Below are 22,014 nucleotides of genomic sequence, written 5' to 3'. Positions count from 1 at the left end.
GATTCCCTATTGTATTGTTGATACACGTCGCCCGTTGCGTGCATCACGCCGAGTTCCTCCTGGCTGTTATCTCGACCGGGGCGAGTGGCGGCTTAACGCCTTTGTTACACTGGCCGTCGTCGCATGTTTCGAAACCGGCTCAGTTGCTATGACTTAGTTGAACCTCTATCGGCCAGTTGGACTGCCGGGGCAGCGGAAAGATTCAAACAAAGTTATTCTTAACAATATCGAGCTTCGAAAAGCCGATTTTTTGTTGATTTTTGTCTATTCTGATTACGCGACTGTTTGATATAGTGAACGCATTCGGCCGGACTTCGCGCAGTCCCGGTCCGTCCCAGGGAGGATAATCGACTTTTGGAGTCTGGCGATGGACAGCACCCCCATTCACGCGAACCCGAGACACTGCCGTGCAGGCGGATTGTCGCGGCCGCGTTACTCTCCGGCCGGTCTCGTTGCCTGGCCGTTCCTGCATCACGATGTTGAATACCGTCCTCTAGCTCATCTAAATTTGTCGGAGTGCAGCAAAACTTTCGATCTGCATTATGACGGCTTTGAAGCGGTCCCGATCGCTCGAGCTGTCGACGTCGACATTCATTCCGCTGCACCCACGGTGAATTTAGCGCCTGCGCACAGCCGGCCGAAGCGCGGAAGTCAAACCCGCCGCCTTGGAGCTATCCTGACGGCTTATCGTTCAATTTATCGGAGGTAAAAATACATACAGCGATCCTGCGCAGCACAAGGACTTGATGCAGCGCCCTCTCACTATTCGGAGAATCTTAACGGACAGATAGAGAGAATAAAGTTTGCAGAAAAGGAGTGTTTGCAAATGAAATCTATTTCAAAGGACTTGCTTGGTCTGCTTACGACTGTCTTTATACTTTTCGGCCTAAATACCTTAGATCCGGGAACGGGTTCGATCGCCAGCATCTCCACTCCCACAAAAATTTTAGCCGCCTTGTCGGTGCTCACTATCGTGGCGGGCTGGAAATTCTGGACCAAACATTCCATATACCTGCCTCTCCTATTAGTTATAAGTACAAACCTCGCTTTATCGGCACGCCATAATACCCAATACAATAATTACATCTTCGGTTTTTTAGAAACCATTCTTCTGAGTATATCGGTGTATTTCTCCCATGCCGTCGCCAGGTGGATGGCTTACGTTTCAGAGGAACTGGAAAGCATGCTCTTGAAAGATCTGCATAAACCGATCGCCAAGCTCCCGGACTCCATGAATGAAATCAATACATATCTTTATCAAAGCAGGCGATCCGGAAATCCGCTTAGCGTTATCGTATTAGACGTGAAGGAAAACCTTAACAAATACTCGCTATCCCGCTATCGAAAAATGATATTTCATGAGCTTGCCGAACGCTACTTGAAGCGCTATCTGACGGTAAAGTTGATAAACCGGATCGTCGCCGGGTTTCGACGCAGCGACATGATCGTAATGTGTACCGAGCATGACTCCCGGTTGTTAATCATGTGTCCGTCAACAAGTCTCGAAGCATGCAATACCGTGGCTCAACGGATACAAACGAGCGCCAAGAAGGATCTGGACCTTCCCGTATCGGTTGGTGCAGCGTCTTTTCCAAGCGATGGGTTCACACTTGAAGCCTTAATCAAAACCGCCGAGTCAAATATCGTGGATGGCAAGCAGCCCCTGCCTGTCGAAGAAACCGAGGAGCAAGCTGCATGATTACCCCAACGCTAAGAGAGCGATATGGAAATGATCTTGACTGGTTAGGTCGATTCAAGCCAAGACTCCGAATCTCAAATAACCAGGGTTACTTGATAGCCAAGCGGCTATTCGACATGCTATTTGTAATACTTACGAGTCCATTGTGGATACCGCTAATATTAATTATTTCATTGTTCATTAAACTGGAATCTCCACGAGATCCCATTTTCTTCTTACAAGAAAGGACCGGTAAGAACGGCTATCGGTTTTGTATCTTTAAATTCAGAACCATGGTTCCAAATGCTGAAGCGCTCAAATGTGAACTCATGCACTTGAACGAACTACAGTGGCCGGACTTCAAAATCCAGAATGACCCGCGGATAACCCGCGTAGGAAAGATATTGCGGAAAACGAGCCTGGATGAACTCCCGCAAATTTTTAATCTCTTGTTCGGCCAAATGACGTTAGTCGGACCACGGCCGACATCTTTCCGCCCCGAAACCTACCGGCTCTGGCAAACCGAACGCCTGGATGCAATACCGGGAATCACGGGCTTGTGGCAGATTCTGGGTAGAAATAAGACTGAGTTCGACGAACGCTCACAACTCGATATCGCTTACATTCAGCGAGCCTGTCTCCGACTCGACCTGGAAATCCTTCTGCGAACTTTCCAGGTAATACTGACCCGGCGCTCACTCGGTTGTTAGCAAACTGAGCCGGACGGGCTCGCAATGCAAATTGTTCCCTTAAGGGAGAACAGTGCAATTTTCGATCGAACATAAGGAGAAAAGAGTGTCTGCAAAACCATGGACTTGGCTATCCCAACCTGAAGGGATCGGGCGGCGGATCGCCGCACAAAAATGGGATCTTTTGGCCCTAGGCACGAGTGCGCTGGTGCCGGTTGTATTGATTTCCCAACTGGAAGCTCTTCAATTGGCACTGATGTTCATTGTCGTGTTTGTCGGAATTCCAGCCGCCGTTCTCACTTTTGCACGTACCGACTGGGGTTTGGCGGCATTGACATTCATCATTTATACGAATGCCTCGGATGTCGCCATCGAGCACGGTGCACCATCGCCGACTAAGTTGTACGGCGCCGCGCTGCTCACCGCATTCACGCTTCGCTTCATCGGTGGCGATAGACCCGTTGGAGCCGCCAAACCGGCCCTGCTCGTCCTGATATACATGCTGCTCGTCTTGGCGTCGTTATCCTATTCGGACTACTTTCGGGACGCACAGGAATTCGTCTTCAATAACATCAGGGAAGGAATGATTTGTATTCTCATAATACTAATATCACGAACTGCCGCCTCGTTTAGGCTCTTGATTTGGGCACTAGGATTCGGTGCACTATTCTTAGTATCCATGAATTTTGCCCAATTTGTTACTGGTGCTTATTGGTTCAAGTTCGCTGGATTTGCAAATGCCGAATATGATGAGCTCGCAAAGGAATTGGGCGATTATCGGATATCGGGCCCTTTGACCGACCCCAATTTCTATGCCCTCATCCTTCTACCCATAGTGCCATTATGTATCGAGCGGCTGTTAAACGAACCCATTCGGTTGCTTCGCCCGCTAGCGGCAATTACGCTCGCTTTGGTACTCCTGGCCATCAGTCTCACCTACTCTCGCGGCGCACTTGTGGGCATATTCGGAATGCTGTGCCTTGCACTTATGCACATTCGCGTTTCTCCCAAGGTGTTAACATCAGGCCTCGCCGTACTAATCTGCCTGCTCGCCCTTGCTCCGAGTGCTTATGTCACTCGTATAAACGATATGGTCGCCACGTTTTCCGGAGAGAAAGATCCATCCGAAACCAGCGCCGCAGACATTTCGGTCGACGGACGCAAGGCGGAGATGCAAATCGCGCTGCGTATGTTCGCGGATAACCCGTTGTTCGGAGTTGGAGCCGGTAATTATGTTTTCAATTTCCAGCGCTATAGCCAGGACTTACACCTTATGAATCGCGGCGAAAATCGAAACGCACATAGTCTTTATCTTCAGATAGCCGCTGAACGAGGACTTATCGGTTTGGTGAGTTTCGGAGCTCTGCTATGGTTTATGGTCAAGAGCCTGAAGCAGGCAAGATACACGTTCGAACAAGCAGGACGCCACGACTATGCAACTTTGGTAACTGCCTTTAGCATAGGAGTTTTCGGTTTTCTTGTGAGCAGCTTGTTTCTGCACGACTCTTATCCAAAATATTTTTGGATTCTGATGGGAATTGCCCTTTCTTTACCGCAAGCAGCCGAGTGGGAAATGGCTCACTCTGGTAAGCGTTCGCTCTCTACTTAACTTTTTCAATAACTCACTATAGGGATATAACAGTGATGCTCTCTAATCGTCAAATACGAGATTCTAATTTGGTCGCCATGGTGATCAGGCATAAACGCAAGGCTTTGGTGGCTTTCTTAGTAGCCTTATCGGCTGGAGCAATTACCGCAATTCTTGAAAAACCGGTTTATGAGGCACATGCCGCGTTGTTGTTCAACCTGGGTCGTGAGTACAAATACATACCTGAATTCAGCGGCCCCTATAGTAGCTCTAGGCGTGAATTCAAAATGGAGGAATTGCTCAACACGGAGTCGGAGCTTCTGAATAGCACAGACTTACGGCAAAAAGTAATCACTTCGATAGGCATCAAAACGCTATACCCTGAACTTAAAGACGCAAATCCTCAGGATCAATCCGTAATGGATGCGGCGCTATTGAATTTCGACAAAGCTCTCGCCGTCAAAAGTGTGAAAAATTCGGGCGTCATCCACGTCTATTTTGCCCATCCGGATTCGGTTGTCGCGAAGCGGGTCGTCGACTTGCTCGTTAACAGTTTTATCGATAAGCACGTCCGAATTTACGGAGAGTCCCGCGCTCCGTTTTTCGAGCAAAAACTCGCCGAGTACACCGTAGGCCTGCAAGAAGCCACGCAGAGTCTACGCGACTTCAAGCAACAGTACGGGATAATTAACGTCGACGAACAGATACGGTTACTGTTGCAAAGACAGTCAGCCGTAGAGGAAACGCTCCGGCTTTCCAAATCGAGGGCTAATGAACTGTCTCATAAATTGGCCGCTCTGCAAAAGTTGAAAAACAGGGTTCCGCGGAATGATCCGTTGTCCACGGGGGTGGACTTTGCGCAGCAAAGGCTCCTCGAGCTTCAGCTGAAGGAGCAGGAGCTTTTGCGGAGATACAATGAAAACAGCAGGACCGTGAGTGAAGTTCGACAAGACATCGATAACGTGAAGGCATTCATGCGCCAGAACGAAGAGGAAAAAGCGGCGCAGATTCGGCGTCAGCCGAACCAGGCTTACTGGGCGCTGGAACTGGAAACGACCCACCTCGAGCCCGAATTGCTGAGCGTCCAGACAACCATTAAGGATGCCGAGCAGACCCTGAGGCAGGTCAACGATCAACTATCGGTCATCAACATGCATAAGGGAGAATTGCTTAATCTTGAAACGCGGCTAGCGGTAAAGGAAGGCCTCTATCGTGATTATCTGAGCAAACTCGAGGAAACCAAGATTTCCGAAGAACTGGACCTCAAGAAAGTTACCAATGTCCGCGTCTTCCAGGAGCCCACGATATCTCCGAAGCCATTAAACGCGGCAAGACTCTTAAAGGTAATGGTTGGTGCGCTTTTTGGGCTTTTGGCTGCCTTCATCGTGGCCTACTTTGCTGAGTTGAAGCGACGCGGGCTTTACACACCGGAAGGTGTCGAAGAAAAGCTCGGCGTGCCGGTCCTGGCTCGAATCCCGTCCCCATAAAGACCTTCGAACGGAGTGGCCGGCATTTGGGAACAGTGGGCACACTCGGCTGGGTAAACCCGCTGTCGTCAGCGGATGGGCGGTCTCGAGGCCGCCCTACCCCGCTCGACGGCTGTGCACCTCCTTTCGATGGACGATCCGTCGGCGCCTGACTTCCCGCGGACTATCGTCGTGCCGTCTCGATGGGCCTCAGGGCATCCGTGCGCCCCACACCCCACAGCCACAACACTGATCGAACGTCCTTGGAAGCTGCGATCCGCTTGCCGGAGTCGTTACCGCTTCATCAGCAGACCGAACTCACCATCGAAAAGGAAAGCGCTCGCAGAACGAATCTGCCCTCACTCCGTACGGCGCGCTTTCTCCCAAAGAACGGTCTGCCTACCTTTCGAATACCTCACCAGACCGCGGAAGGACGCAAAATTTCCGCTCGCGATGTAATACCAAATCCCCAACAGCCCGACCTTCCAACCGAACTTTTCCGAGATCCATCCAATAACGGCCAGGAAACCGAATGCGATTTGGGCCCAAAATAATGCAATCACTATTTCGGGAGTATCCGGTAAAAACATCAATCCCGCGCTGGAAAGAAAGACACCGGCACTGAAGAACGGCAGGAAGAGACGCATGACCTTATGAGATACCAATTCGAAAATTGCGAGCTTGTCGTTCCATGGCCATAATGCCCGAGCATCCAGGAGCATCTGAAAGCGTCCGGCTGTAATGCGCTGCCTTCGCAAAACCTCGTCGCGCGTGGACATCGCCGAACTTTGGAAACACAGCGCCGCCGGATCGTAGATGACTCGAAATCCTTTCCGCAATGTCTGCATGGCGAGGCAGGCATCATCGAGAATCATATTGGTCGGTATAGGCTCGAATATCGATGCGCGAATGGCGAGCATCGCCCCGCTGACACTGACGGTCGACCCGCATTGAGTTTCCTTCGTTTTAATGTAAGCCTCGTAGCCCCAATACGATTTCTCGGAGCCGAAGATCGGCGATCTGTTTTTGTGCAAACGCCTGTTGCCATTAACGCATCCGACCTCTGGATCATTAAAATTCCGAACCAGAAGCTTTAGACTATCGGCACGATAAATGGCACGTGCGTCCGAAAAAATCAGGATTTCACCCTTGGCTAGAGCGGCGGCCCGATTCATCGCGGCAGCCTTCCCTTCCCGCACAGGGGAGTGAACAATAGTGATATCCGGTTTATCGGTATATTTACTGATTATTGATGACGTTCTATCCGTCGACCCATCATTAACCACTATCACCTCGAGCAGATGCGCCGGGTAATTCAATGACAGACTATTCTCAATTTTCCTGCCTATAATATCCTCTTCATTGTAAGCGCAAACAATCAAGCTGACTGTCGGGTGAATCGGCGCTGCGTCGATTCGACGTTGTCTTACCGAGGCAAGCGCTGTAATTAAGATGGGGTATCCGATATAGACGTAACAAATTAAGCCTAGACATAACCAAAAAATTGATAACATCATAATCCCTTGATGTCTTTGTCTAACGGCATTGATGACAGTGTCGAAAGGTTCATGAATGGCCTAAATCATCGAACTATCGGCCACTCTAAACAACCTTGCTAATACGACACATGAAGTTTCACTTGCTACGTATTTACTCAACGAATTGCGACTCCTTTGCCTATTAGTCAAGCACGAGCGAATCGCCCGGGTATGATATTCAAATTCCTCAACTTCGGCTTCAACACCAACCATACCGGGCGAATCTCAAGAAGTGCTTTTTGATATACGTAAGCAATCCATCCTCGCACGGTCGGCCTACATAGATAGTAGTGAAATACGTTGTAAAATTGGGGCTTCCATCCACTATGCCATGATGCATCCGTAATCAAATTATTAAAACTAATTCCACCCTTGTTCTCATAATAATTCATAAGATATTCGCGAAGCAGATGACCTGGACTACAGAATGAATAGTTTTCATCATAACCGATCTTTACGGTATAAAGGGTACTATCCGTAATGAGACTGAACTCCACAGATATAGGCTTTTTATCATGCCACATAATATGAATTTCGCATCCGCCTGATCGGGAGTAGTGTTCCATTAGCAGCCTATAAAAGGACTCGAGCTTTTTGTCTAGTTTTATGGCTGTACCAGATCCTTTTCTACCTTTCCAACCAGAGGCTTCAACATCTAAAAAAGCCTCGTAAGCCATGCCGAGTTCCGGATGCTTTGATGCAGACGTGTAGGTTATGTTTCCTAAATCTTCGGCACGCTTTTTTGCTCGTCTCATATTATTTCTGAAAGTTTTCGAAAACCCTTGAAACATTAGATTATAAGGACGCATAACTATATAGTCGCATTGCCCACAGGATCTTCGAACATTCCAGATATTAGACTGTTCAGCTAGTGCAGTGACTGCGGCTGATTCTTCAAGGACACGCGGGAGATAAATATAGTCCCAGGAAAGGCCTGGCACTTCTTTCAGATGTTTTAAAACGAGAGGCACGTAAGTTTTTACGCGTTCGGGTTTAGCAACCACAAAATCATTGAGGCACATGTGCGGATGGCTCGGGAGTTGCAGCACCCTCATCTTCAGCCCGAATATTCGTTGCGATGATATCTTCAGTGGGAAAATGGCTTCCGGATTGTCGCTTACATATACCACCGTGAATAACACCGTATCGGGCTGGTCTTCCAGAGCATTTAGATAACAACGGTACCAGTCCGCGAGGTGAAAAAATCGCTTGCCATCCATAACCTTCGTTATGAACTCCCACTCGGTTGCGATTTCCTCGAGACCGGATATCCCTCGGAACGTTTTGATAGTTACCTTTTCCGAAATACTGCGCATTATGCAATCCCTTGCCCTTGTTCTTACGGTTAGCCGTTCCATTGGTTAATGGTGCAAAACCCGTGATATTTCGATCGTTTCGTAGTCACCGGTTTAACTCGAAATATCTCAGTGCCTATAGAGGTAAACCAGATTGATAAATTTCCAAGGTCTTCCCGTACATCTGCCTAGTACCGGACTTCTGCTTCACGGCGTGAAAAGCGGCTTCGCCTAAACCGTTTGCCTCGACCGGATAATCCATGAGCCAACAAATTCCTCTCGCCAGTGCATCCACATCCGCTGGCGGAACAAGAAACGCGGTTTTTCCGTGGTCGAATAGCTCGGCTAGCCCTCCCACTCCGCTCAAAAGCAAGGGGAGACGATGATTGCATGCCTCCAGGACCGCATACGGCAGACCTTCGGAAAGAGAAGGCAAACAAAACACGTCGCTGCCGCTTAAGAGGACGGAGACATCGTTGCGAAAGCCTGCAAAGTGGACAATCTGTTCGAGATCCGCCTTCCTTACCAGTTCTTCATATTCGCTGCGCAGATAGCCATCTCCCACGACCAGGCACCGTAGCCGAGGCCTGGACTTCGCCAGGCGTGCCAATGCCTCGAACAAGAACCTGTGACCTTTTACGGATTCGAGCCGGCCGACTACCGTGACTACGAACACGTCGGAACTCCATCCTAGCTCCTTGAAGAATGGAGCAGCCCGCCCGGCCGATGTTTCCTCGGTATATTCTATGGCGTTGTGGATTAGCGAAATTCGTGTCGATGGAATGCCTAGTTCGGCGAGATATTGGTGTACCGATTCCGATACGGCGATAAAGTGAAAACCGAGCCGATAGCTCAACTGCAAAACCAGCTCGTATAGCCGCCCTTTCAGAGTGTTGGCGTATTCCAGCCCATACGCACTGTGAACAGTGCAAATACTTCTTGCACCTGCCCATGTTGCGGCCAATCCCCCCCAAAACTGGGATTGCGGATTATGAGTATCCACTACCTTATATCCGCCTTTTCGAATTAGGCGATACAAATAGAGCAATATTCTCGGATCGCCCCGTGAAAACGGCACGGGGAACGAGACTAAATCAGCGGCTTCCAGGCGATGATGCAATGCCGAGCCCTTCAAAGTCGCGACGGCGTAAGGACGTTCGCCGTGAAGCATTCGCGCTAAGGCGGTAACGCGTACATCCACGCCTCCGTAGTATTTCGCTAAATCAACAATCAAAATGGGGTCATTTCGAAGCATGGCCTTCAAAAAGCTGTTGACGAATTAGCTCTAAAATTCCTTTGACCTAAAATCGGCAAAATATCTTTCTCCGAGCGATGTATATCGAGTTGAGCTCCAATTTCAGTCAGCAGCTTCTGCGAAATTTTTACGATATCCATGGTCACTCCCTCGTTCGGAAAACTCATTCAAGGTATCTTTCCCATGGCGTATTCTTCAACGCCCCCCTAACTTCGTCGAAGTTCGAAATAAGCTGATGGAGCGGCTCCGGATTCTGCTTCCTATACGCGATCCTATTTGAATTCCATTGTTTGGCGCCTACGAAGTTTATTGCCTTCGAGGCTATGTTATCGAAGTCGTCCACCAAATCTTCATAATAAATTTCGAGCATATCGTGGTCTGCGAATCGACCACGTGTTTGGGATTCCCAATTTTGGATCTGCATTATTTGCGCAACTAAATTTCCCGGTTCCAGGTGGACTTTCTTTCGGTCAACCGGAACTTTTTTCCGCAAATTCCTCTGCAGCCAAATATCGGTTTTGAATGCGATGGCCAGGGACACCAGTGTCCTCAAGCGATTACGGCGCATCAAGTGGATGATCTTGAATTCCTTCAATTTCTGGAATTCAGTCCATTCTTGGTTGGTCAAGTGGTTATAAAAAATCTTGCACCCGACCGCGCGGACGCAGCGTGCATATTCGTTATATAGACGAGATATACCTTCATTAAAACCTTGCCCGATAATCCGGTTATCCGAGCTAAATATCTCATGGAACATCTCGACCTCAGAGCTGGACCGGAATACGTCCAACAAGAGGTTTGAACCCGTGCGTGCATGCCCGATAAGCGCAAATCGGGTATATTGCGTGTGCACCCCGGACGCATAACTCATAGCCCACAACGAGGCTGCCTTCAAAGCCGAATGTAGTCGTACCAAATTACTGACTCCCACGGGTGTTTCTTATTGTTTCTGTGTTGGGTGGTTACAGCATCTATCCGACGTTCCTTGCCTTGGGAAAAATCCAAAGCGTCGTTGCCAACAGCAGACTCCGGCATAACCCTACTCGTTGAGTTAACCTATCAAGCTACCTGGCGATGGTTGCGACTAAAACAACCTATTTCGAAACTAAGAAGCCCACTAAAGGCTCCTTAAAAACAAAACCAATATGCAAAGCTCAACTTAACGAGTTTGAGCATAAACTGAGATACCGACTGGATCAGAGTCTAGACCGGTCACTTTTTCGGCCATTTGAAACATCCCTGTGCACCCGAATACGTAGGTGCATTGTGCTGGTTAAACCACTGATATAAAACTCGAACAACTACCTAAGAAAGGCTACTTACACGAGTCAGCGTGTCCTCAGGTGTTACACTCGGCCGTCGCTTCCCCTTCTCTTTCTTTCGTCCGAGCACCAGCCACAACCGAGCCTGCGGTCGGTACATCTTGTATCAGTTACTAGGAACGATTGCGTAGATACGCTGTTTGGTCAGCAAGCCATCGAGCAGATCGGTAGGGTAGTTTTTCCAGCCAATCGATTTCTCCCCCAAGCCCAGCGCCTCCCATTTGGCTTTGGCGGTGGCGTTGTCCTCGAACTGGAAGTGCGCGCCGCCGGCCGTGTCGGAGATGAACCAGCCGTAATCCCTAAGGGCCACGGCGATGATCCGCGCCGCCCGACGGGTCTGGCCGGTCAATTGGCTCGGTAGGGCGTTCACCCACTCGTCGATCTCGGCATCGGTGATGTTCAGCGCAAACCGGGTGCCCATGGGCAGTCCATTGTCGGTAGCTCGGCCGTCCGACTTGGTGGCCGGCGCCACGAAGGTCTTCGCGGTGTTCCGGCTCGGCATCGACAGCGCGTGCTCGATCTTGCCCTGGGCAATCTCCTCCGGTCTCACCAGCATGGCGAGGTAGGGAATGCCGCAGCCGCGCGAGGGCTTGAAGCCGTCTTCCTTGGTCAAATACGAGCCCGGCACCAGATTGCCGTTCGAAACATGGACGGCGGCCCCATCGAAACTCGCCTGCCACAAATCCCATTCGCGCCCGCTGTCCGGGTCGAGGATGATCACCTGGCTATCGGAGCCGGTCGCGGGCTTCCAATCCGGGCTCCAGGGGATCTTGGTACCGTTGAGTTTGTTCCATGATGGCGCTCGGACTGGGTAAGAGCCTTTCGCGGTGCCGGCCATGTACACCGGATAGGTATACCCGCTGAAGGACAGATTGAAATTGCCGACCCGCGACGGCGAATATTGCCACAGGCGATTGGTCAAGGCATCGGACTGGGGATGGCGCGGCAGCCCGTCCACCGGTCGGTTCCAGGGCGCGTTCGGGCCGAACGGACGAACATAGCGCGTAGTTGCCGGAGATGGATTAGTTGTTTTCGATCCTCCGGCGCGCAGAGCGGTCGGATCATCAACTGCTCGCGGCGTCGCGGCGCCAACCCAAGAGCAACCGCAACATGCTCCCAAAACGATACTGACTAGGCAGTACCTCAAAACATCCTGTTTATTCATGACACTCCTTTTTTGATCGATTCTAAACAAGAGCCGCCCTCTTTAAAACCGTAAGAGACCAACGGAACGTCTTTTTGCAATGTGGAGAGCGACGAGCGAACGCCACATCGAGGCTTCATAACGGGAAAGACCTCGAGCGATCGGGGTAGAGACGGCAAGTCACACTACCGAGCCATGATCTCCCTTCCAGGATAAAAAATCAGGGTAGTGTAAAGATAAGCGATCGCCTCGTCCGTTACGGTTCGAAATCCCTCGCTGGACCGCCACCAGCGCATCGGGTCGTGACTTTCATCCTCGACGGCGATGACACCAACGGGGATAGACCGCCCGATAGCCGTCTGGAACAACAGGCGGCTTCGGCGGGCGTGAACCCCGAGCGACACAACGGTCAGCGAGCGTTCCTCAATCCCGTTCCGAGCAAACCAGTTTCGTAGAGCGATAGCGGATATGTACGTCCGATCCGTCCTGCTCCGCGGCGCCGGAACCGGCTGGACTACATCCGCATCCAGCCCCAGTTCGACCAACATGGCGGCGCCGGCCTCGGCGGACGTTCCGTATTTCTGGAGCAACCGTCCTCTCTCGATAGGGCCGCCGGTGACGTAGAGCCGGGTGTATCGACCGCGTTCGAATTCGGCAATCACTTGCTCCATCGCGTAATCCGGCATCCATCCCTCTGCCACAAGGCCGCCCCCGGAAATCGGGTCGCTGATCGATAAAAAAGGATGGATCCTACCAACGATGAAAGCGGCGGAACTCAAGGAAACGAGAAAAAGAACCATCCAACCGTGAGCGGTAGGCAACCAACATGAACGTCGGTGAATCAGACCAAGACATAGCCTACGCCGCGTAAAATCCGTTTCTTGCATGTCCATTCCTAAAGGCACCCTTGTGCAGGCACAGAGATATCGATCGAGGCCGCCCGCACCGGAGGTGGAGACGGCGCGATTAATACTGCTTTGGTGAATCGTCGCTCAAGCCCGATGCGACATAAGGAGCGCCGCCTCGCAGGCTCGTGCATTTGTACCCAGCAGGGGGTTCGGAAACGCTCGGCTTCCCACCGAACGGTGCCGTTTTACCCACCATGCGCCATATGAGATAGACTTTCGACCATTTAACGCGCCATCGGCTTTAGCGCATCAATGTTTCAAATCCTTTGTCATGCTTTCCCTAAGAATCGTTAGTTCAGCGGTGCTGGCACCTTTGTTGGTCATACTTCTTTGCGCCTCGCTCGCCGCGTTTTTCGCCTACCCGATCTTTTGGATCACGGATGGTGCCATCGGGTTTCATACCCTGGTAAACCGCAGCGGTCATTTGCTTCTCCTTCTCAGCATCATTCCGGCGGCGAAATTCTTCAGCCTGCGCCGTCCGGACATCGGGGTGGGAACCAAGTCCGAGCTGTCTCGCCAGGTCGCGGTCGGTGTTCCGTTGGGAGCCGCCATGCTCGCCCTTCATGCCTTGGCGTTGATCGCCCTGGACGTTCGCGAGATCGATATGGATGCCTGGTCGAACGCCCATCGCCTCGGAATGACCGCACTTAAGGCACTCGGCATAGGATTGGTCGTGGCAATCATAGAAGAAACGATTTTCCGCGGCGTTCTGTTCGCCGCACTTCGAAAAGCGGCCGGAACCCTATCGGCCGTCGCCATCAGTTCCTTTTATTTCGCCCTACTCCATTTCTTGCGCAGCGACTTGAAACCCGCAGCGGCCGATGTCGACTGGACTACAGGTTTTCGAATCGCAGGGGATGCCCTGGCCACTCTTCCAACCCTGGATCCCTCCTCTTTTCTCGCGTTATTCCTCGCGGCAGTCTTTCTCGCCTGGATTCGGGTGGCTTTTCCCTTGGGCTTGGGCTACTGCATCGGCATACATGCCGGGTGGGTCTGCGTCATCAAGACCACCAAAGCGGCAACGAACGGCGTTCCGAACGGATACTGGTCGTTTTTGACCGGGTCTTACGACGGGATGATCGGTTATCTCACCGCTGCCTGGATGAGCGCCCTGATCGTGCTGCTCGTGATCCGCATCCGCCGCCGGTCCGGCCCTGAAAAGGATCGGCGGTCGCCGGGCAGATTAGCGAAAGAGCCCATTTGAATACGATGACTAAAGACGATTTATTCAAAGAAAAGCGTCCAATGGTGACGGATTTCGATTTCGGAAAGGATACCGCCGAGGTTTTCGACGACATGCTGGATCGCTCGGTCCCCTTCTATGCGGAAATTCAACGCATGATCGGAGAGATCGCGGGAGATTTTGCCGTCCCCGGAACCAATCTTTACGACCTGGGCTGTTCGACCGGCACGACGTTCATCGGGCTCGATCCGGTCGTTCCGGCAGAAGTTGCCTTTATCGGCGTGGACTCCTCGCCCGATATGTTGAAAAAGGCGCGGAAAAAGCTGCAAGAAAACAGTATTTCACACACTTACGAGCTGATCTGCCTGAGCCTGGACGACGGTGTTCCCATTCTGAACGCCTCTGTGGTCATCCTGAACTTGACGCTGCAATTCGTCCGTCCGCTCAACCGTGACCGCGTTATTTCGAGCATCGCTCACGGATTGAACGACGGCGGCTGCCTCATTCTGGTCGAAAAAGTGCTCAGTCAGGACTCGACCATCAACCGTCTGTTTATCAAGCATTATTACGAGTTCAAGAAGCGTAACGGCTACAGCGAACTCGAAATTTCCCAAAAGCGGGAAGCATTGGAAAACGTGCTGATTCCCTACCATCTCGAGGAAAATCGCGAGCTATTGCTGCGGAATGGCTTCAAATCGTGCGACGTCTTTTTCCGCTGGTACAACTTCTGCGGGATGCTGGCATTGAAATGATTTCCGATTCGCCGGCGCGACGATCGCCGACGTTCCGAGTACGCAGCGGTCTGCTTTCCAGCCGCAACGCGACTTCCCTCGAGCAGCCGACCGGGACGACTACCCCGGATGCGTTCGGCCCGGAATACGCTCAACGTCTCGGCGACCGTGCCCGGTCGTGCGGCCGGGTTTTGACGAACAGGTCGAACCCCATCCAGAGCAATAGCCAGCCGGGCAACTTTTCGATCATGAGCCCGTTCCGAACCATGGACCAGAGCCCGGCTCCGGCAAACGCCAGCGGCAATACCGTCCGAAGATCGATCGGAAGCCCTGTCCAGCGGCTCAAACGTGTATTCAAATCATTGATCGCGTCAATCACGGTCAAAGGTTCCGCAGTTGCCGGAACTGCGGAGCGCGCACGCATCAGGTCTTCCGCGAGGACATCGATATCCTGAAGCCACTTGAGTATCCCGGCTCTGTCGCAGCGGCCGGAATCGTAATGGACCGTAATGCTTCCGGTGGTCGGATTGACATGCACTCCGGAAATCTCGCGCTTTGCTTCCAAATCGCCCTTTATTCGATTCAGTAATGCCGGGTTGCGATAGGTACCGCGAGATTTTATTCGCAGCCGGCCCGGCACGGCGCTGACGATCCGGGCTTGATGAGTTGCGGGTGAGTTCATGAGGCCGTTGTCTCCAATCGGATCGTGCCCAATACCATTGAGACAGTGATTCTTAATGGCAATCTCCCGCTCTCAACGTAATCCTCGATCGATCGATAGAGAGAGGTCCGCCGCAGAGCCTCAAAACGCTCGTTGCCAATCACTTTAGTGCCATGCCGAACCTATCCCGGCAGATCTAAACTCACGGATTTTGAAGTTATCGGCAGGGTCAATTCCATCGTCCGGACCATCGCGGCAACAGTGCCGGGGACCCCAACCCGCATGTGTATCGATTAGAGCGTTTTTCATCCCGGTGTACGGATTCGTGTCGGGCGGGAAGAACGTCGGTCGGCAATCCCTTCCCAATCGCAAACGGTCGCTTTAGTCGCGACCCTTCCAATCGCAAACGGTCGTCCTGGGAGCGCCAGGACGCCCCTTCCCACAAAGTCCTTTGCCGAGCCGATAAGTCGGCAAGGGATTGCCGACCTACATATTGGACTCCCTGACACCGAATCGGAAAATTCTCTAAGGCGTTTCGCCCCACAGCAATCTCGTGCGTCGGCCCGAGCTTCAGTTGCCTTCCGCTCATCCACAATTTCCGTGGACAACCCTGTGGATAAGTCCGTGGACAAAGCTTGCCGATATCGGCTGTTCAAGCCCTTACATTAAGCTGACCAAGTTCTTTACAGGACGGCGCACCATTATGACTTATTGATATATCTCATTGATATTACGCATTTTTTTAAGGCGCCAACTTCAAATCAAGCACTTATGGACTGCTTGTAAGTGACGACTGACACAGAATACGCATGTCAAGTCTTGACAGTGGATAACTTCGAGAAAAAAGCCGAAAAAGCGAGACGCAAGGAAAAAAATGTGGAGTAAGTCATGCGAGTGCGCTGTCGATTCGGCACGCCGAACGCTCGAGCAACTTATCGGTATGCGACCGGACGCTACAATAAGGTCGAGTTGTATTATGCGCGCACAGTCCCCATGATAAATCGAACGGCGGCGCCCCATCACGCGGATGGCGGATGAGACCGCGACACCGGATCAGAAGGAAAAACAAATCATGAAAACGGCAAGCGTATATCGGAACTATTATCGCCAAAGAACGGCAAATCAATGGCAGAAGATCGAGGCGGAGATCGGCGATCCCGGAGCGATCCGGCCGTTCCTGGCCGGCAATTGGAAAATGAACGTGATCCCACGGTCCGGCGTCGCGCTCGCCGCGAGAATCTTCGATCTTTGCAAAGGCGTAAAAGACGTCGATATCGGCTTAGCTCCTCCCTTCACCGGACTCTCTACGCTAGCCGATTACATCAAGCCGGATTTTCTCCGGACGGAATACGGTCTTGGGCGGAACGTCTTCCTGCTGGCACAGGACACGTTCTTCGAATCCAAAGGCGCATTTACCGGAGAGATCTCAGCCGAAATGCTCGCGTCGATCGGCGTCGACCGCGTCATCATCGGACATTCGGATCGCCGGACCAATCTCGGCAAATATTTCGGATTCGGACCCAGTATCGCAAAACGGTTGTCCAAAAGTTTTCTCTTGCAGGAATTGGAGCTGCTCAGGACCAAGGACGACGGCGACCGGCAAATTCTCGCGGCCCTCGAACACTTGGCTTCGGAAGCAAACCAAGACGTTTTGACGGGAATACAGCGGTTTCTGGAAGAAGAGCTGATCGAGCGGGCCGGCGAAAGCGACGAAGTCATACAGAAAAAGGTTCAGGCTTCCTTGGCCCACGGACTTCAGGTGATTCTCTGCGTCGGCGAAAACAAGGAAGCCAGAGAAACCCATGAGACCTTCAATCTGCTGGATCGGCAGTTAAGGCTGGCGTTTGAGGTCGTCTCGCCGAGGACCGCGAGCGAAGTCGTGATTGCCTACGAACCCGTCTGGGCCGTCGGAGAGGGCGCAAAACCCGCAAAACTGGAACAGATCAGCGAAGTGCACGACTTTATCAGGAATTTGATCATGGACCTGTACGGCGAGCAAATCGCATCGACGATCAGAATTCTGTATGGCGGAAACGTGAAACCCGACAATATCGCCGAGATCATGAGTATTGCAGGGGTAGACGGCGCCTTGGTGGGCGGAGCGAGTCTAAAAGCATGGGATTTCGCGCAAATCATCCGGTTTGGCTTGGAATGTCCCTGTTATTGAGCCCCGCTGTCGCGGCTCACTCAGTCCCGGCAGTTCTCATATCGGTGCCGAGTAATTGCTTCGGCACAAAGCGCGATTTTCGACAAATGCAGTCCGTAGGATGTACTGATCATCGGGAAGCCCCCTTCGACCGGGCTCAGGACAGGCCCTTCGACTGAGCTCAGGACAGGCATCGTTCGCGATCGATGGGGCTCATGCCACGCCATCCCTGCGCGGCCCCCCTGCGGGCGGCGCTGCCGTGCAAATCGGCGATCCTGCCGATTTGTCACTTCGCTCAGCCCATCCTACACAGGCTACCCTTGGAAAATCGGAAAGCCGCACAAAACAGGATTCCAATTAACTGCCGGAACAATATTTGCCTTCCAATAATCCCCTGGCTCCCGATAAACTGGGAAATTACATCGGACCGTGGGAGTATAGCGCTTAGTATATTCGTGAAGCCTATACCTGGTATTGCGGGCCTTCTGTCGTTGCCTGGCGTAGTCTTAGCATGCTATGCCTTCGCGTTTGACCAGAAAATATCAAGCTCGAATTGAAAGTTTGAATCTAAATGGTAGATCAAGGCTCGCGACAGAACGACCATGATCTATAAAGAGTAATCCCGTTGCGGGTCTTCTTGTAGCGGATCGGCTCTTTCTTTTATACCAGCTTCGATCAAGAAGCCAGCCTTCCCCTCGAACCGATCGGCAGAATCTCGCGAATCGTTTACGGAAGATCACTCCATCAATTTGAAAAAGCTTTTCGGCGCTCCGCATATCGGACATTCCCAATCGTCGGGAATGTCTTCCCAACGAGTGCCCGGCGCAATACCACTGTCAGGATCGCCTTGTGCTTCATCATAGATGTGTTCGCATTCCAAACAATGGTATTTCTTGAAATCGGACATGAAAGCTCTCGGTTCCAATAAAGGTTTCAGGATACGGAAAAGAAGGATGAGCCACTCAAGCAATATCGATTCGCGCGGGTTGAAACGAGTCATACCAACACCGGCTCATATCCTCGCCGCTTACGCTGATTGCGGACGTTCGACAACTTCGCGACCGCATCGTCGTATGACGGGCACGGCATATGTTTCATCTGGCCCATGGGCGACCCACGACGCCCCCAGATTCGGGTCAGTACCCAATCGCCCCACAGGTCCAGTTGTAGATGAATCTCATAATACCGGGATTCCTTCTCCCAACGCAGTCGAACGGGTGCCGTTTCGGATGACTCGTCAGTCATGGAGTATGCAACGGAATATCGAGAAGAATGGATCGCACCCTAACACATAGCGCCCGAATGACCAACCGAGTACAGCGGGTGGCGCGATTTGTCGCGCGTTGTGACGCATTCGACACGTCTCTTGAACATCAAAAGTCCGGATACTGCCGGCGATGGACAATGCTACCGCCAACCCGTTTGTCTGATCTGCAGCTGCTTTGCCCATCGCCACTTTGTTTATAACCGGAAAAGATAAAACCTAATTGGCATCATTTACTCCGAGCGTAACCATCTCTGGCCATACCCAGGTTCTGGTTCCTGCCGGTATAGTTCCGGTATCCATGACACATGGCGAGATTAATATAATATGAAAGAAGGGTTCTCCATACTTTTTGCCAACACCAGTAATTCTGGCAATACAATGACAGTTATTGAATGTAGCATTAACTATGGCACCTGGTTTCATATGGGTAATCCCTAATTGGTTTCACAGTCAATTTATGAGATCACTCCAAGTGAGTGGAGTTCATCGAAGATCACGCCTGTCCGGCATCAATTAGGCTGAAAAAATGAAGCTCGCATTTCATAAAATAGCAGAAATCGAGGAGCGCAATAAAGCAGGCCCGAAACTCCAAGGCGATGCTGCGAGGCTGATCAAAGAGGGCAGATTGAGAGCAGCGGACGCCGAGGAGATGCGCTGTCGTCAGCAGCGGTCAGGCGTTATATCTGCACTCGAGCGGTGAGCACTTTGCCGCATGCGTCAGCGGCCTGCGCTACGCGTCCAAACCGAAGCACGCTGAAAACCGCACAACTGCCATGTCGATACTCCATGATAAAGAAACGTTCAAGGCGTGATTGTCAGCAAAAACTTTGGCCCACGTCCGATGCCTATATTATGAAAGCTCGATAGAAGAAAGCTTATGATTCGATTGACATTCGACAGCGGCGCGGGAGGTCGGCCCGAACAGATCGGACCGGCGCCCTGGTTTCGCGTCGGCGGCAACGTCATTCACCAAGGGCCGCAAGGAAACATCGTGGCAGCCTATCGCAATCATTTTTGGGAAACTCAAGGCCGACACTTTACGCGATACGATTGCAAAGAGCCGGTGCGAATTTCGTTTGAGAATGCCGCTGGCGAACCATCGGAATGGTTCGGACCGTTTGCTTATGTTTCATGTGTGGACGGCGTGGTATACGCAGAGGAACAGCTGTTCGCCAAGTTTCAAGAAGAATCGCTCATTTGGCATTGTTATCCCACCGATACCAACTGGCCTATCCTGGTGCTTAGCCCGCCATAAAAAGACTGAATAAAATCCCGGACTTCCTCTCCGTCTTATACTGCCTCTCGGATCAGCCAGTAAGTCAGACCCAAAACCAGGGTAATCGCTGCCAAACCCAGCAGATGACCGGCACTCACGTCTTGAACTTCGAGAATAATGAACTTGCGAACTACGGCCAAAAGGGCAATCAGCACGACTACTTTGGTCTGAACGATGCTCTGCTCCCTTCTGACCACGTATTGAAGGGTGTGATTGAACTCCAGCGCAATCAAAAGTGTCATGATTTCGCCGAAGATTTTTTGAAACACGTCATGATCGAACGGATCCAGCACGCCACGCACCAGGCCCAGTACGACATCGGTCGTAAGCTGATACAGCGCTACCAGAATGGTCAATCCGATCACGATCGTCAGGACAAACGCAACCAAACTCTCGAAACGCTGGTAGTAGGAAAGAATCGCCCATTCCTCCTTCGTCGCTTTCCACCTATTAGAGATCTGCATTTAGGTCACCGAGTCAGAAACTGCGCGTAAACGTTTTAAACGATATTGTCGACTGTGCATTCGCCACCCCAATCCGCCGTTCGACGCAAGAATTGCGGAGTGGCATGCAAGTGTCTCCCGCGCCAATTCTGTATGGGTCCCGCGGGTTCACAATTCAAGGCGGAAATAAGCAGGCAACACTCCGTTGCCTTCCGGATGCCGGTTATCGACTCCCGGAATATTACGATAACGACAGACCGCCCTTATGATGTCTTCCGTTTACGGTACTCTGTCGCTTTCCCCCATTCTTACTGATTCTCACCGAGATGGGCCAAATAGCGGACAACCCCAGATACCCGTGGAGAAAACCTCATGAAATACTGGCCCTTGTTTTTGACATTCACCCTACCGCTCTGCCTCCATGCCGAAGAGCGTCCGGTCAATTACTGCAAAGATCCGCAAAAAACGGCCGAATGGGAAAAGCACCTCGCCGACACCCCGGAAGATCCGCTGATCATCAAGCTTTATGCCCTACGAATCGGGCTCTGCAAAATGGTCGACGAAGGTAAAGTCGATCTCGACGAAGCAATCCGAATCTGGAATATCGAGCACGCGCGAAGCGTCAACGAGCGGCTGCTGGATGAAATGAAGCGCGGCCGGAAACGAACGCTTTGAACTACAGGACGTCGGTGGAGCAATGAACGCCAGCGCCCTCCGTTAGCAACGTACGTCTTTACGGTTGCGAGTCGGACGATGGCAGTCGTAAGCGTTCTATCCAGAATTTTGAAATGATTCAGAAATCGACCATCCGGTACTTCCAGCATCTTCCCAATCCCTTCGATTTGGATGGAAAGCCACAAGCTCAGCCCGTCTTTGCTTGGAATTAGGGAAAAGCCTTTTCACTCGTCCGGCGACGATCTGGTGATTCGGCACTATGTAACTTTCCACTGCGGCGGCAAACATCGACCCAAGCGGCAGCGATAATCCCGCAAGGCGAACGGATGGCGGCCAGCGGCACCCGAGCTCACGATTCCGGCTACCACTGTCTCTCAGCCAAAAAATGCTTGGCCTACATTACGGATTACAGTTGAGAACGGTATCGCCCTGATCGGCTGCACAGACATCACGGTCGGCGTGAGGGCCGCCGTTGACCGTATCGTTGCCGCGGATATGGTCTATGACGCCCACGTCTTGCGCGGACGCCCCTATCAGAACATCGGGTTTGCCATCGCCATTCACATCCCCTACCCAGCCACGCCTTGGCCGAACTGGGCATAGGCCTGAGGTAACGGGTCATCTAGGAACAGTTATGAAGGCCACGATTCGTCACCACTCGGAAATGTTTCCATGCGGCGCTTGCCTGATTAAGGAGACTTTCAAGGCGGGAAGGGAGTTGCGTGAAGGATCCGGCTGGACGCCTTCGA

Annotated in this window: 20 protein-coding genes and 1 pseudogene; 9 read left to right on the top strand and 12 right to left on the bottom strand. The window is 51.8% G+C overall.

The genetic code is table 11. The features are described from left to right. Window positions 1-826: 826 nt before the first annotated feature. From ACWJJK_RS10350 to ACWJJK_RS10335, 4 genes are all read left to right on the top strand, one after another. Complete coding sequence (locus tag ACWJJK_RS10350) at window positions 827-1,699, top strand: nucleotidyl cyclase domain-containing protein (RefSeq protein ID WP_156881302.1); 873 nt, start codon at window positions 827-829, stop codon at window positions 1,697-1,699. After that, entirely contained in the window at window positions 1,696-2,388 is a 693-nt protein-coding gene (locus ACWJJK_RS10345; protein WP_133716166.1) for a sugar transferase, read from the top strand. Before ACWJJK_RS10350 ends, ACWJJK_RS10345 begins: the two co-directional genes overlap by 4 nt. 85 nt (window positions 2,389-2,473) lie before the next feature. Further along, window positions 2,474-3,976, top strand: a complete 1,503-nt coding sequence (locus ACWJJK_RS10340) for an O-antigen ligase family protein (RefSeq protein ID WP_139841052.1) — start codon at window positions 2,474-2,476, stop codon at window positions 3,974-3,976. A gap of 77 nt (window positions 3,977-4,053) precedes the next feature. Then, window positions 4,054-5,442, top strand: coding sequence for a GumC family protein (locus tag ACWJJK_RS10335; RefSeq protein WP_240502629.1), 1,389 nt, complete (start codon window positions 4,054-4,056; stop codon window positions 5,440-5,442). 338 nt (window positions 5,443-5,780) lie between these two features. Here the strand turns inward: ACWJJK_RS10335 and ACWJJK_RS10330 are convergent, their stop codons facing one another. The 7 genes from ACWJJK_RS10330 to ACWJJK_RS10300 all read right to left on the bottom strand — a co-directional run bounded on the left by ACWJJK_RS10330 (window position 5,781) and on the right by ACWJJK_RS10300 (window position 12,661). Beyond that, on the bottom strand, window positions 5,781-6,938 hold the full coding sequence (locus tag ACWJJK_RS10330) for a glycosyltransferase family 2 protein (RefSeq protein ID WP_077732099.1): 1,158 nt from the start codon (window positions 6,936-6,938) through the stop codon (window positions 5,781-5,783). A gap of 167 nt (window positions 6,939-7,105) precedes the next feature. Beyond that, window positions 7,106-8,275, bottom strand: coding sequence for a GNAT family N-acetyltransferase (locus tag ACWJJK_RS10325; RefSeq protein ID WP_077732098.1), 1,170 nt, complete (start codon window positions 8,273-8,275; stop codon window positions 7,106-7,108). A 115-nt stretch (window positions 8,276-8,390) separates the two neighbouring features. Next, on the bottom strand, window positions 8,391-9,455 hold the full coding sequence (locus ACWJJK_RS10320; RefSeq protein ID WP_168175511.1) for a glycosyltransferase: 1,065 nt from the start codon (window positions 9,453-9,455) through the stop codon (window positions 8,391-8,393). A 59-nt stretch (window positions 9,456-9,514) separates the two neighbouring features. Then, a complete protein-coding gene (locus ACWJJK_RS10315; RefSeq protein WP_276205414.1) occupies window positions 9,515-9,649 on the bottom strand; it encodes a hypothetical protein in 135 nt (44 codons plus the stop codon). A 23-nt stretch (window positions 9,650-9,672) separates the two neighbouring features. Beyond that, window positions 9,673-10,266 carry a hypothetical protein gene (locus ACWJJK_RS10310; RefSeq protein ID WP_168175510.1) on the bottom strand — a complete coding sequence of 198 codons (594 nt, stop codon included), beginning with the start codon at window positions 10,264-10,266 and terminating at the stop codon, window positions 9,673-9,675. Window positions 10,267-10,937: 671 nt separating this feature from the next. After that, complete coding sequence (locus tag ACWJJK_RS10305) at window positions 10,938-11,996, bottom strand: hypothetical protein (RefSeq protein ID WP_454128966.1); 1,059 nt, start codon at window positions 11,994-11,996, stop codon at window positions 10,938-10,940. Window positions 11,997-12,160: 164 nt separating this feature from the next. Beyond that, a complete protein-coding gene (locus ACWJJK_RS10300; protein WP_166642435.1) occupies window positions 12,161-12,661 on the bottom strand; it encodes an ElyC/SanA/YdcF family protein in 501 nt (166 codons plus the stop codon). A 535-nt stretch (window positions 12,662-13,196) separates the two neighbouring features. Between ACWJJK_RS10300 and ACWJJK_RS10295 the strand changes: the two genes are divergently transcribed. Together ACWJJK_RS10295 and cmoA are read left to right on the top strand one after the other, a co-directional pair. After that, a complete protein-coding gene (locus ACWJJK_RS10295; RefSeq protein WP_454128965.1) occupies window positions 13,197-14,087 on the top strand; it encodes a CPBP family intramembrane glutamic endopeptidase in 891 nt (296 codons plus the stop codon). Between the two features lie 5 nt (window positions 14,088-14,092). Continuing rightward, window positions 14,093-14,818, top strand: a complete 726-nt coding sequence (gene cmoA / locus ACWJJK_RS10290) for a carboxy-S-adenosyl-L-methionine synthase CmoA (protein ID WP_077732139.1) — start codon at window positions 14,093-14,095, stop codon at window positions 14,816-14,818. A 130-nt stretch (window positions 14,819-14,948) separates the two neighbouring features. Here cmoA and ACWJJK_RS10285 read toward each other — a convergent pair whose 3' ends face one another. After that, window positions 14,949-15,479, bottom strand: a complete 531-nt coding sequence (locus ACWJJK_RS10285) for an HMA2 domain-containing protein (protein ID WP_210024156.1) — start codon at window positions 15,477-15,479, stop codon at window positions 14,949-14,951. Between the two features lie 1,051 nt (window positions 15,480-16,530). Here ACWJJK_RS10285 and ACWJJK_RS10280 point away from each other — a divergent pair. Then, complete coding sequence (locus ACWJJK_RS10280) at window positions 16,531-17,625, top strand: triose-phosphate isomerase family protein (protein WP_168175508.1); 1,095 nt, start codon at window positions 16,531-16,533, stop codon at window positions 17,623-17,625. A 715-nt stretch (window positions 17,626-18,340) separates the two neighbouring features. Here ACWJJK_RS10280 and ACWJJK_RS10275 read toward each other — a convergent pair. Together ACWJJK_RS10275 and ACWJJK_RS10270 are read right to left on the bottom strand one after the other, a co-directional pair. Next, on the bottom strand, window positions 18,341-18,511 hold the full coding sequence (locus ACWJJK_RS10275; protein WP_077732138.1) for a rubredoxin: 171 nt from the start codon (window positions 18,509-18,511) through the stop codon (window positions 18,341-18,343). 89 nt (window positions 18,512-18,600) lie between these two features. Then, the gene (locus tag ACWJJK_RS10270) at window positions 18,601-18,849 is read right to left on the bottom strand and encodes a WGR domain-containing protein (protein WP_077732090.1); all 249 of its coding nucleotides are present in this window, start codon (window positions 18,847-18,849) and stop codon (window positions 18,601-18,603) included. 899 nt (window positions 18,850-19,748) lie between these two features. Here ACWJJK_RS10270 and ACWJJK_RS10265 point away from each other — a divergent pair. Further along, entirely contained in the window at window positions 19,749-20,126 is a 378-nt protein-coding gene (locus tag ACWJJK_RS10265) for a hypothetical protein (protein ID WP_077732089.1), read from the top strand. A gap of 35 nt (window positions 20,127-20,161) precedes the next feature. Here ACWJJK_RS10265 and ACWJJK_RS10260 read toward each other — a convergent pair whose 3' ends face one another. Further along, on the bottom strand, window positions 20,162-20,611 hold the full coding sequence (locus ACWJJK_RS10260) for a phosphate-starvation-inducible PsiE family protein (RefSeq protein WP_077732088.1): 450 nt from the start codon (window positions 20,609-20,611) through the stop codon (window positions 20,162-20,164). Between the two features lie 351 nt (window positions 20,612-20,962). Between ACWJJK_RS10260 and ACWJJK_RS10255 the strand changes: the two genes are divergently transcribed. Next, a complete protein-coding gene (locus ACWJJK_RS10255; RefSeq protein WP_077732087.1) occupies window positions 20,963-21,265 on the top strand; it encodes a hypothetical protein in 303 nt (100 codons plus the stop codon). A 399-nt stretch (window positions 21,266-21,664) separates the two neighbouring features. Here ACWJJK_RS10255 and ACWJJK_RS10250 read toward each other — a convergent pair. Beyond that, window positions 21,665-21,835, bottom strand: a pseudogene (locus ACWJJK_RS10250) (hypothetical protein); the annotation flags it as partial. Between the last annotated feature and the right edge of the window lie 179 nt (window positions 21,836-22,014).

The sequence above is a fragment of the Methylocaldum gracile genome, from assembly GCF_053646815.1.
The sequence above is the reverse complement of the archived record's forward strand: the minus strand, read 5'-3'. Positions and strand labels throughout refer to the sequence as shown.

Bases quoted from the DNA above. Each gene is read 5' to 3' on its own strand.
- ACWJJK_RS10280 (WP_168175508.1), top strand. From the start codon at position 16,531: ATGAAAACGGCAAGCGTATATCGGAACTATTATCGCCAAAGAACGGCA.
- ACWJJK_RS10255 (WP_077732087.1), top strand. From the start codon at position 20,963: ATGAAATACTGGCCCTTGTTTTTGACATTCACCCTACCGCTCTGCCTC.
- ACWJJK_RS10330 (WP_077732099.1), bottom strand. From the start codon at position 6,938: ATGATGTTATCAATTTTTTGGTTATGTCTAGGCTTAATTTGTTACGTC.
- ACWJJK_RS10335 (WP_240502629.1), top strand. From the start codon at position 4,054: ATGGTGATCAGGCATAAACGCAAGGCTTTGGTGGCTTTCTTAGTAGCC.
- ACWJJK_RS10300 (WP_166642435.1), bottom strand. From the start codon at position 12,661: ATGCCGGATTACGCGATGGAGCAAGTGATTGCCGAATTCGAACGCGGT.
- ACWJJK_RS10345 (WP_133716166.1), top strand. From the start codon at position 1,696: ATGATTACCCCAACGCTAAGAGAGCGATATGGAAATGATCTTGACTGG.
- ACWJJK_RS10305 (WP_454128966.1), bottom strand. From the start codon at position 11,996: ATGAATAAACAGGATGTTTTGAGGTACTGCCTAGTCAGTATCGTTTTG.
- ACWJJK_RS10265 (WP_077732089.1), top strand. From the start codon at position 19,749: ATGATTCGATTGACATTCGACAGCGGCGCGGGAGGTCGGCCCGAACAG.
- ACWJJK_RS10270 (WP_077732090.1), bottom strand. From the start codon at position 18,849: ATGACTGACGAGTCATCCGAAACGGCACCCGTTCGACTGCGTTGGGAG.
- ACWJJK_RS10350 (WP_156881302.1), top strand. From the start codon at position 827: ATGAAATCTATTTCAAAGGACTTGCTTGGTCTGCTTACGACTGTCTTT.
- cmoA (WP_077732139.1), top strand. From the start codon at position 14,093: ATGACTAAAGACGATTTATTCAAAGAAAAGCGTCCAATGGTGACGGAT.
- ACWJJK_RS10260 (WP_077732088.1), bottom strand. From the start codon at position 20,611: ATGCAGATCTCTAATAGGTGGAAAGCGACGAAGGAGGAATGGGCGATT.
- ACWJJK_RS10285 (WP_210024156.1), bottom strand. From the start codon at position 15,479: ATGAACTCACCCGCAACTCATCAAGCCCGGATCGTCAGCGCCGTGCCG.
- ACWJJK_RS10315 (WP_276205414.1), bottom strand. From the start codon at position 9,649: ATGGATATCGTAAAAATTTCGCAGAAGCTGCTGACTGAAATTGGAGCT.
- ACWJJK_RS10275 (WP_077732138.1), bottom strand. From the start codon at position 18,511: ATGTCCGATTTCAAGAAATACCATTGTTTGGAATGCGAACACATCTAT.
- ACWJJK_RS10325 (WP_077732098.1), bottom strand. From the start codon at position 8,275: ATGCGCAGTATTTCGGAAAAGGTAACTATCAAAACGTTCCGAGGGATA.
- ACWJJK_RS10310 (WP_168175510.1), bottom strand. From the start codon at position 10,266: ATGTTCCATGAGATATTTAGCTCGGATAACCGGATTATCGGGCAAGGT.